Genomic DNA, 9,835 nt, shown 5'->3' on the forward strand with positions numbered 1-9,835 from the left:
AGAACCCCCTACCAGGTGGTGCTCAGGTCAACCTGCCAGGATCCACGGTCCACCTCGTGATGGCCTGGTCGATGTAGGTCGCGACTATGGCGGGCAGGTCGATGTCGGCTCCGAGTAGCCACTGGAGTTCGAGGCCGTCGAGTACCGCGACGAGGGTGCGGATCTCGGTGTCGATCTGTTCGTCGGTCAGCGCGGGCACCTCGCCGTCGGCGATCGCCTCGCGGAGTTTTCCGGTCCACAACTCAAGGCCGGTGGCGTACCGCTGCTGGATGAAGTCGCGGGCCGGGTGCTCGGCGTTGGTCGCCTCGGCAGCCATGGTGATGAACAGTTCCAGCAGACCGCGGTGGTGGACGTGGAACTCCATGAGCGCGCGCATCTGCCGGAAGTAGGCGAGTCCGCGCACGCTCTCCGGCAGCGACGACTCTCGTGTCTGCTTCGTCCAGTCCTCGAGGACGGAGGTCAGCAGGCCTTCCTTGCTCCCGAAGTACTGGATGAGTGTCGCCGGCGACGCACCCACCCGATCGGCGATCGCGCGTAAGGACCCGCCGATGTAGCCGAGCTCGCCGAAGACGGCGGCGGCGCTCTGGACGATCCGCTCGCGCCGTTCGACGCCCTTGCGGTACGGCCCGCGGACCATCGGCGTTGCTTCGCTGAGGAGCCGCGTATGCAGTCCACTCTCGGAGTCGGTTTCCTGGGCGCCGGCCCGGTGACGCAGGCGATCCACCTGCCGGCCATGGCCCGCCTCACCGACCACTTCACCGTCCGCCATGTCAATGACGTCGACGCCGCCGTGGCGCAGGGCGTCGCGGGCAACGCAGGTACGGCGTACTCGACATCCCTCGAGGCACTACTCGACGATCCGCGAGTCGACGTCGTCGCGATCTGCAGTCCGCACGCGTACCACGCCGAGCAGGCGATCGCGGCCTGCCGGGCCGGCAAGAAGGCAGTGCTCTGCGAGAAGCCGCTGGCGATGTCGGCTGCCGAAGCCGCGTTGATCGCGACGGTGTCGGCGGAGACCGGCGTACCGGTTCTCGTCGGCGCGATGCACACCTTCGACCCCGGCTGGCGGGCCGCGGTGGCGAGCTGGGGTGATCTCCCGGCGACGAGTCACACGATCCGGTCGTCGGTCGTACTCCCGCCGAACGCGCGCTTCGAGGACCTGGCGACCGAGGTGATCAGTCGCGCGGCCTTTCCGGCAGTCGATGTGTCCGACGTGGAGGTACGCGCGAGCATGGTGCACGCCGGCGTCATGGGCCTGGCGGTTCACGACCTGCCGTTGATCCGGAGTCTGCTGCCGCGGTACGACGACCTGCGCGTCCTGTGCGCCGACCTGTTGACACCGTTCGGGTACCGGATCCTGATGGTTGCCGGTGGCAAGGTCATCGAGCTGCACGCGGTGATGTCGCAGACCTGGCAGCCGAGCTGGGTGCTTGAGGCGTACGCTGACGACCAGGTCCTGCACACCGAGTTCACGCCGTCGTACGTGCACGCGGGCTCGGCGGTCAGCACACTCACCACCGCCGGATCGGCACGCGTGTTCGGCCCCAGCCGGGCGAACGGTTACGAGGCCGAGTGGCTCGAGCTTGCGGCTGTTGTGCGTGGGGAGGTCGCACCACCTGACCTGGATGGGCTCGTTGACGATCTCCAGTTCACCGTCGCGGTGGCCGACGCAGCAGCCGACGCGGTTCGTACGCTCGCCAAGACTGAGGCTGCCGCATGAAGCCAACACCCGCCACCCCCACCACGCCTGCCACGCCCGCCGTGCGAGGTGCCCGCGCTGCGGTGGCGACGCTGCCGGTCTCGCTCCCCGACGGCGCCGACGTGACCATCGTCGACGGATCCGGCGACTGGCCTGCCGCTGTCCGGCGGGCGTTGGATGGCGGCGACGGTGCCATTGTCGTGGTGGAGCCGAGGATCGCCGAGTTCGGCGACCTGCTGAATGCCCCGGTGTTTGTGGACTCGCCGTGGGCGTCGAATCCGGTGGTCGATCGCGCCGCACTAAAAGTTGCTGATGGCAACCGAATCGAGTGCCGGGTGATCGCCGCGCCCGGCTGCGACCTCGGCGACGCGCTACTGCACCAGTTGACGCTGATCCGGGCGCTCCGCAGTCCGATGCGCGCGCTGACGATCCGATACCGCTCCGACAACGCGTTGTACGCCGAAGGCACGACCGACGACGTCGGAGTGGACTTCAGCGTGGTGTGCACAACCGCCGTACCGACCTCGGCCACCGTTCGGCTGCTCACCTCGGACGGAAGCGTCGAGCTGCAGATCCCGTCAGGCGAAACGGCACAGCCCGCCCGGCTCACCAGCGTCGGCCCCGACAGCGCAGTACTGGCGCCAACCATCTATGAGACCGGCCATCGCGCGACGCTGCGGCGACTGCACGACACCGCTCCCGCCGATCTCAGTCACCTGTACGACGACGTCCAGCTGGTACTGGCCGCCGTGGAAGGAGGGCAGTCATGAATCATGGAAAGGTCACCCGCCGAGGGTTCCTGGGACTCGCCGGTGTCGCGGCTCTCAGTGCGTGCAACGTGTCCGGCAACAGCGGTTCGAGCAAGGCCGGCGACGCGTCCGGCGAGCTCAAGTTCTGGGACATGCCGTGGGGCGCGCCGTCGTACAACACGCTGGGCAAGCAGATCGTCTCCGGCTACGCACCGGCCCAGGGGTTCGGGAAGGCGTCGTACCAGATCATCCAGTGGAACGGCTTCTACCAGACCTTCTCCTCCGCGATCGCGTCGAAGACCGGGCCCGCGGTCAGCTCCGGCGCCGGGTTCCAGGCGTTCCAGTTCGCCGAGCAGGGCGCGATCGCGTACGCCGACAACTTCGTCGAGGCGATGAAGAAGGACGGCACGTACGACGACTTCCTGCCCGGTGTGCTCGACACGATGAAGACCGACAAGGGGTACGTCGCCGTACCGTGGCAGACCGACGTCCGCCCGTTCTGGTACAACAAGGCCCTTCTCGACCAGGCGGGTGCCAAGGTGCCGACCACCTGGGACGAACTCCTCACCGCGGGGCAGGCGCTCAAGAAGATCGGCGTCACGGGCTTCGCCACCGGCTCCGGCGCGGACAACAATCTCGGCGCGCACACCATGGTCGCGATGATGGTCAACAACGGCGGCGGGCTGTTCGATCCGGACGGCAAACCGGACTGCGTGACCGACGCCAATGTCGAGGCGATGACCTTCGTACGACAGCTCGCGAACGAAGGGATCATCGACAAGGGTGCGGTGTCCTACACCATCGAGAACCTGCGCACCCAGTGGGACACCAGGAAGGCCGGCATCGGCATCCACACTGCCGGGCTCGCGGCGCAGGCGAGCAAGACTGGCAAGGACCTCCACGTTGCCGGCCCGCTGAAGAGTCCCAGCGGGACGATCGCCGGCCTGTTCTTCGTGAACAACCTGATGATGTACACCAACACGCCGTCGCAGGAGGCCTCGGAGGCGTTCCTCAAGTACTACTTCAGCCAGCTCCACAAGTACTGGGGATCCGCCGTCGGCGTCGCCGTGCCGGTGCTGAAGTCGATCGCGAGCGCGGACTACTACGCCAAGGACCCGAACCAGGTCGCGATCGTCGAGAAGTGGATGCCGGTCTGCAAGACGTACGCGGCGAAGAAGACCGCATCCTTCGCGGCACTCGCCGCGGTCGACGGCGGTCAAGCGCTCGCGCAGTTCGCCCAGACCATGCTGCAGGGGCAGACCGATCCCAAGGCCGCGCTCACCACGCTGCAACGAGGTCTCGAAGGAGTCGTCAAGCGATGACGACGGAGACCGTCGTCAGAACGTCGAGCTCGACGGCACGAGGTCACGGCTTCCGGCTGGGTCGTACGGCAGTCACGATGATCCTGCTGGTCGCACCGTGCGTTGTCCTCCTGTTGCTGATCAACGCCTATCCGCTCGTGGTCGCGGCGTCTCAGTCGGTCCGCGAGGGCACCCTGATCGTCACCGGAAACTTCGTTGGCCTCGGCAACTACGCCGAAGTGCTGACCAGCTCACGGTTCTGGAGTGCGACCCGGTTCACCGTGATCTTCACGATCGTCGGTGTCTTCGGCAGCTGGCTCATCGGACTTGGCCTCGCGCTGTTGCTGCGTACGAAGATCCCTGGCGGCACGGTCTTCAAGGTACTGCTGATGCTGCCCTGGGTCGTGCCGATCGTCGTGTCCTCGACCGCCTGGAACTGGCTCGTCGCAACACCCACCAGCCCGATCCCGAGCCTCGCCGCACAGCTCGGCTTCGGCGAGGTCAACTTCCTGGCCGATCCCACACTCGCGGCCGTGACGGTCTGCTTCTTCAAGGTGTGGGTCAGCTTCCCGTTCATGATGCTGATGACGTCTGCCGCGCTCGCCGCGGTCGACCCCACGGTGTACGAAGCCGCCGGGATCGACGGTGCTTCACGATGGCAGCAGTTCGTCCACATCACGTTGCCGTTGATCTCGCGGTCGACGTACATCAGCTGGATCCTGATGACGATCTTCTGCGTCAACGACTTCCCCACCATCTACCTGCTCACCGGCGGCGGACCCGTCGACGCGACGTCCTCGCTGGTCGTCCTCGCCTACCGAACCGTATTCCAGGACCTACAGACAGGTCCCGGCGTAGCCATTGCGTTCTTGATGACGCTCGTCCTGGTCATCGTCTCCACCGCGCTCTACCGCCAGATCAGAAAGGTGGACATCGCATGAGCACGATCGCCTCCCGCGAGCCGGGAACCCGCGGGCAGTGGTGGCGCTTCGCCGTGCTACTCGTCATAACGCTCGTCGTTCTGGTCCCGGTAATCGCCACGCTCCTGCTGTCGCTCCGCCCGTCCGGAACAAGCGGATTGTTGACATTCGACAATTTCCGCAACGTGTTCGCGAACACCGATGTGCGGATCTGGCTCGGCAACAGCCTCGGCGTCACGCTGGCCACGGTCCTGGTCTCGGTCGTCGTCGCCGCACCGGCCGGCTACGTCCTGTCCCGCGGTCGCAGCAAAGCGGTCTCGGGCCTCTCCCTGCTGCTGTTCGTGATCCAGTCGCTGCCCGTCATCACCGCGATCATCCCGCTCTTCGTACTGTTCGCCCGCCTCGGACTCACCGACAACCTGATCGGCTTGGTCATCGTGTACGTCGGCAGCACCATGTCGGTGGCGACCTGGATGATGGCAGCGTACTTCGACTCCATCCCCCACGCCCTCGAAGAAGCTGCCTGGGTCGACGGATGTTCCGTCTTCGGCTCCTTCGTCAAGATCGTGCTGCGGAACTCGCTGCCAGGCATCCTGTCCACCGCGATCTTCGCGTTCCTGCTCGCCTGGAACGACTACCTCGTCGCACTCGTCTTCCTCCGGTCCAGCTCGATCTTCACACTCCCGATCGGGCTCCAGACCTTCTTCCAGCAGAACGCCGTCGACTGGGGCGCGGTCATGTCCCTGTCGGTCGTGATGCTGTTGCCACCCGCAATCATCTTCGCGGTCCTGAACAAGTACTTCAGCATCGGCGGTATCGGCGGGGCGCTCGCCGGCCGCTGAGAAAGGACTCCCTGCGTGGAACTGTTCGACGGAAAGACACTCAACGGCTGGTACGCCGTACCCCGCACCTACGACACCTTGTGGCCCGGAGGACCGCCAGTCCGCGAACTCCTCCCGGACCTTGCTCCCGACTACGAACGAGAAGCCGCCGCGCACCCCGCCCGCTGGGAGGTTGTCGACGGCGCGATCGAAGGCTTCCAGGACCCAGATCACCCAGGGTACGGCGGCTACCTGGTGACCGAGCAGACCTTCGGAGACTTCGAACTGACACTGGAAATGAAGCCGGACTGGCCCGCCGACACCGGCGTGATGATTCGGCGACGCCCGGACAACTGGGCCGGCTTCCAGGTACTCGTCGACCACCGCAAGTCCGGCTCGATCGGCGGCTTCTTCGGCAACGGCACCGGCGGCTTCCACGCCGTACCTTACGTCCTCGACGCCTGCAAAGGGCGTCTGCGGATCGAGGATCCCACGACATCCGTGGAGCCGATGACACCCGACAAACCCGCACGCCTCACACGGCGCGGCGACCCCCAGGAATTCCTCACCCACTGGCGCAACGGTGACTGGAACAGTCTCCGCATCCGCTGCATCGGCGCGAAACCGCTGATCACCACCTGGGTCAACGACGTACTCGTCGCCGAGATCGACCTCGCCACGATGCAACACCCGCGCTACGACGCCGACGCGGTCGCCGAGGCACTCGGCCCCACCGGACACATCGCACTCGAAGTCCACGACAACGACCCTCACTTCGGCGAAGCCCGCTGGGCCCGCGGCGCCCGCTGCCGCTGGCGCAACCTCACGCTCACCGCCCTCTCTCTCGAAGGAGCTCACTGATGACAAACTTCCGGGTCGGGCTGAACCCGCTCCCCTGGGTCCTGACTCCCGCCGGCTTCGACCTGAGCATCCCGGTCCTGAAGCAGGCCTTCAGCGAGATCGCGACCACCCCGTTCCGCGGCATCCACGCCGACCCACCTGCCGGTCTCGACGTCTCCGGCTACCGCGCGCTGCTGACGCCGCACGGTCTGACACCGGCGCCCGGCTATTTCTCAGTCGACGTCAACGCCGGCGATGTCACCGAAGCCGCCAAGCGACACGCAGCGTTCCAGGCGGAACTCGGCAACACCGAGGTCTTCCTGGCTACCGGTCTCACCGCCGAACGCATCGCCCACCCAGCCATCGGGTACGGCGACCCCGACCTCCCCAAGGTCATCGACCATGTCGGCGCCGCGGCCGAAGCCATCACCGCCGAAGGCGTCACACCGACCCTGCACCCACACGTCGGCAGCCCGATCGAAACCGAACCCGAGATCCGCGCCGTCCTCGACGCCGTCCCGTCATCGATCCTTGCCTTCGGCCCCGACACCGGACACCTTGCCTGGGCCGGCATCACCCCGGCCACACTCATGACGCAGTACGCCGACCGCATCGCCGCCGTACACCTCAAAGACGTCCACCTCGACCAGGCCCGAGCCGCAAAGGACGCCGACGCGAACTACTTCGAAGCCACCGTCACCAACCACACCGTCTGGACCGAACCCGGCCGCGGCGACGTCGACCTCCTCGCCGCGATCGCCACCCTCCCCGAGACTTTCACCGGCTGGCTCATCGTCGAGGTCGACGTACCCGAAGCCGAAACCAACCTCAGCTCGACCCAACTCTCGGCCCAGTGGATCACCGACCACCTCGGAGGTGGCAGCTTCTAGCGCCGCGCGCGGTCCTGAGTCAGTTCGGATCCCCGAGGGTTCGGTACTTGCCTACTTCGAACATGGCCACCTGCTCCGCAACCTCGGGGGCGCAGGTTCATCGGCGTCGCGGCATAACCCGGCTGGTAGGTCGACACAACCGACCCGAATGCCCTCGCTCGAGAGCCCGCGAACGATCGCCCTCCCGATGCCGCTCGCAGCTCCGGTCACCACCGCAACTTCTCCCTGGAGATCGAACACGAGCTCTCCACGATGGCCTCCAGCTCTAGACCGGCCACCCCGCCACTCACCGATCTTGTCCCCCCACGCCGTTCATGCGTACTCGCCCGAGCTTAGTGCGCCGGACGGGTGGTTGCGCTCGGCAACAGAACTCCGCAGGTGATCCCCGCACCGACGGCGGAGTCTCGAGCTCGCTGCCGGTCTTCGCGTCCGCCTTCATCGGACAACCGATCGGCTTGCACGTCGACTCCTGGTCAGCATGTCGTACCGAACCCGGGCACGGACGGCATCGGCGTACTCACCCCTGCCGGCACCTATCACAAGGTATTCCGCTTGTCACACTCCGTGAGCTATCCTCTCAGCTCGCATCAGGGGGTGGGGCATTGAGCGAAGAACAATTGCCGGCGCTTCGGTGGGAGAGCCTGCGCCCGTACGTCACCGTGGTGGTACTGCAGTGCCTGTCGGCGGACCCGGTCGCGGCGTTCGGTGAACTCGAGGCATATCTGGCGACACCGGGCCGTCGGCGGCAGGGGCAAGCAGTAGACATCGTCGCGATGTCGAGGAGCACGGAAACAGCGGAAGGGCGGGCTGCTCAGTACGGCGTCGACCAGCTCGGCGGGTTCGTCCGGCGTACCGAGCAAACGCCGTCATGGGGTGAATCAGCAGCCGGATTCCTCGACGTTGCACACGACCTGACCGTCGTACTGCGACGAGGCGACCTGGTTGCGGTACGCGCCGACGGAGCCGTCGAGGAGCGGCTGCAACGCCGGCTGAACAAGGAGCCACGGCTACCGTTCCAGCGGCTGGACCCTGTCGTGCTGGAGAACGCGCTGCTGCAAGGAGAAGCCAAGAACTTGTGGCTCCGAGGCACTCACCGCAGAAGCAAACTGCGTCCTGATGTGAAGAACCTCGGCGGTGGGTCGCTCGAGGACGCCGTCACTCCATGGGAGGACTCGTCGTTCGTGATGGGTTCGGCGAAAGCCGCGTTGGCGGACGATCCGAGTCGCGTAGTCCTCAAAGGTGTCGTGGGTACGACACCGCGCAGGTCGTCGGTCTGGTTCAGGGCCTCGGCGGACTTCCCGGATTTCGTGATGGCCGTCCTCGAACTGCTCGAGCTGCTCGAACAGGAGATCGCCACGGGTTCAGCTCAGCCTCGCGCGCTGAGGGTGTTCGCCCGGCGGGTGACCGACCTGAGCGCCGTATCGGGAGCCTACGACATCTCTGTCATGGATCCCGAACTGTTGACCGGCAACATCGCCGACGAGGAGTTCGACGCCGCGGATCTGCTGGCCGACTCCACCCTGATCGTTCATGGCGGCCCGACCGCGGATTTCAAACTCGAAGTGGGTCTCAACGGCTCGACGGGCGGCAGGCTGGCGACGACGGTCAGCCAGGCAGGCGGCGGATACACACTGACTACCGGGCATGATCCGTTGACTCAGCCGGGCGATCCGGCTGTTGTCGCACAGGTCTGCGCTGCATTGCAGTATCCGCGCCTGCTGAGCATCTACTACAAATCTGGGCACGCGTACGTCGACGGCGAACTGTGGACGGCCAGGATCCCCCGCGATCCCTTTCCGAACTGGGAATTCCACGACTTCTCCGGCTACCGGCTGAAGCAGGAGAAGCCGGACACGAAGTCGCCCCAGGAGATCCACGAGAAGACCGGGATCGGTGGGAACTCGCTGTTCGACTGGGTGGTTCAGCACTACCCCGAAGGATGGCTGACCTGCGATGACGGAGCAGGCGAGGTCGCCGATTTCGTCCACGTGTCCGATTCCGGCGTACTCACCTTCATCCATGTCAAGGGGGCTGGCAACGATTCCCCGCGACGTGGCATCTCGGCAGCGGTGTACGAGGTCGTCACCAGCCAGGCGGAGAAGAACCTGCTCTGGTTCTCCGACCTCGATGCCCTTCGGGACCGGCTGGACAATCCGCCGGTCGCCAAGCCGGCCACTTGGGACCACGGCGTCCGGCTTCCTGACCGGATCGAGTTCCTCAATGCGTTCGACAGCCGGTCGGCGTCCGACCCGCTCCGCGTCGTCATCGTTCAGCCGCACGTGAGCGAGATGGCATACAACCGGCTCCGAGTGGATCCACTTCCCACGCAGCCGAGCGACGACCTGATGCGCCTCTTCCGCCTCGAGAACCTCCTCCGTATGACCCGAACCTCGACCGTCGGCGCGAACGCCGACCTCACCGTCATCAGCAGCACGACCTGACCACTCGCGGCGACCCCGTACCTCGCTGTGCACGACTGGAGGTAGAGCAGGCTCACCAACCGGGGGGCGGCTGTAACGCGGGGCGTGCTGACAACGATTACTGGGGAGTCGGCTGCGGGCTAGGCCGGATGGTCAGGCCGTGGGGGCGGTGTCAGCAGGGTTCAACAGGGTGGG

At 66.0% G+C, this 9,835-nt stretch carries 10 protein-coding genes; 8 read left to right on the forward strand and 2 right to left on the reverse strand.

Translation table 11 applies throughout. From position 1 onward, the window contains the following. Positions 1 to 22 precede the first annotated feature (22 nt). Positions 23 to 637, reverse strand: coding sequence for a TetR/AcrR family transcriptional regulator (locus tag ACQHIV_RS24650; protein ID WP_427885515.1), 615 nt, complete (start codon positions 635 to 637; stop codon positions 23 to 25). Positions 638 to 664: 27 nt separating this feature from the next. On the opposite strand from ACQHIV_RS24650, the gene ACQHIV_RS24655 reads away from it, so the two are divergent. Genes ACQHIV_RS24655 through ACQHIV_RS24685 form a run of 7 tightly spaced genes read left to right on the forward strand, consistent with a single transcriptional unit; the run spans position 665 to position 7,220 of the window. Continuing rightward, positions 665 to 1,720, forward strand: coding sequence for a Gfo/Idh/MocA family protein (locus ACQHIV_RS24655; RefSeq protein ID WP_427885517.1), 1,056 nt, complete (start codon positions 665 to 667; stop codon positions 1,718 to 1,720). Further along, positions 1,717 to 2,469 carry a hypothetical protein gene (locus ACQHIV_RS24660; RefSeq protein ID WP_427885519.1) on the forward strand — a complete coding sequence of 251 codons (753 nt, stop codon included), beginning with the start codon at positions 1,717 to 1,719 and terminating at the stop codon, positions 2,467 to 2,469. The genes ACQHIV_RS24655 and ACQHIV_RS24660 overlap by 4 nt, the downstream gene beginning before the upstream one ends. Next, the gene (locus ACQHIV_RS24665; protein WP_427885521.1) at positions 2,466 to 3,770 is read left to right on the forward strand and encodes an ABC transporter substrate-binding protein; all 1,305 of its coding nucleotides are present in this window, start codon (positions 2,466 to 2,468) and stop codon (positions 3,768 to 3,770) included. The genes ACQHIV_RS24660 and ACQHIV_RS24665 overlap by 4 nt, the downstream gene beginning before the upstream one ends. After that, positions 3,767 to 4,690, forward strand: coding sequence for a carbohydrate ABC transporter permease (locus tag ACQHIV_RS24670; protein ID WP_427885523.1), 924 nt, complete (start codon positions 3,767 to 3,769; stop codon positions 4,688 to 4,690). The genes ACQHIV_RS24665 and ACQHIV_RS24670 overlap by 4 nt, the downstream gene beginning before the upstream one ends. Continuing rightward, a complete protein-coding gene (locus ACQHIV_RS24675) occupies positions 4,687 to 5,511 on the forward strand; it encodes a carbohydrate ABC transporter permease (protein ID WP_427885525.1) in 825 nt (274 codons plus the stop codon). The genes ACQHIV_RS24670 and ACQHIV_RS24675 overlap by 4 nt, the downstream gene beginning before the upstream one ends. 15 nt (positions 5,512 to 5,526) lie before the next feature. Continuing rightward, entirely contained in the window at positions 5,527 to 6,351 is an 825-nt protein-coding gene (locus tag ACQHIV_RS24680; protein WP_427885527.1) for a 3-keto-disaccharide hydrolase, read from the forward strand. Continuing rightward, positions 6,351 to 7,220, forward strand: a complete 870-nt coding sequence (locus ACQHIV_RS24685) for a sugar phosphate isomerase/epimerase family protein (RefSeq protein WP_427885529.1) — start codon at positions 6,351 to 6,353, stop codon at positions 7,218 to 7,220. The genes ACQHIV_RS24680 and ACQHIV_RS24685 overlap by 1 nt, the downstream gene beginning before the upstream one ends. A 51-nt stretch (positions 7,221 to 7,271) precedes the next feature. On the opposite strand, the gene ACQHIV_RS24690 is transcribed toward ACQHIV_RS24685, so the two are convergent. Then, on the reverse strand, positions 7,272 to 7,460 hold the full coding sequence (locus tag ACQHIV_RS24690) for an SDR family NAD(P)-dependent oxidoreductase (RefSeq protein WP_427885531.1): 189 nt from the start codon (positions 7,458 to 7,460) through the stop codon (positions 7,272 to 7,274). Between the two features lie 215 nt (positions 7,461 to 7,675). On the opposite strand from ACQHIV_RS24690, the gene ACQHIV_RS24695 reads away from it, so the two are divergent. Beyond that, positions 7,676 to 9,661, forward strand: coding sequence for a hypothetical protein (locus tag ACQHIV_RS24695; protein ID WP_427885533.1), 1,986 nt, complete (start codon positions 7,676 to 7,678; stop codon positions 9,659 to 9,661). Positions 9,662 to 9,835: the final 174 nt, after the last annotated feature.

Origin of the sequence: Kribbella polygonati, assembly GCF_050320105.1 — a bacterium.
Classification (GTDB): Bacteria; Actinomycetota; Actinomycetes; order Propionibacteriales; family Kribbellaceae; genus Kribbella.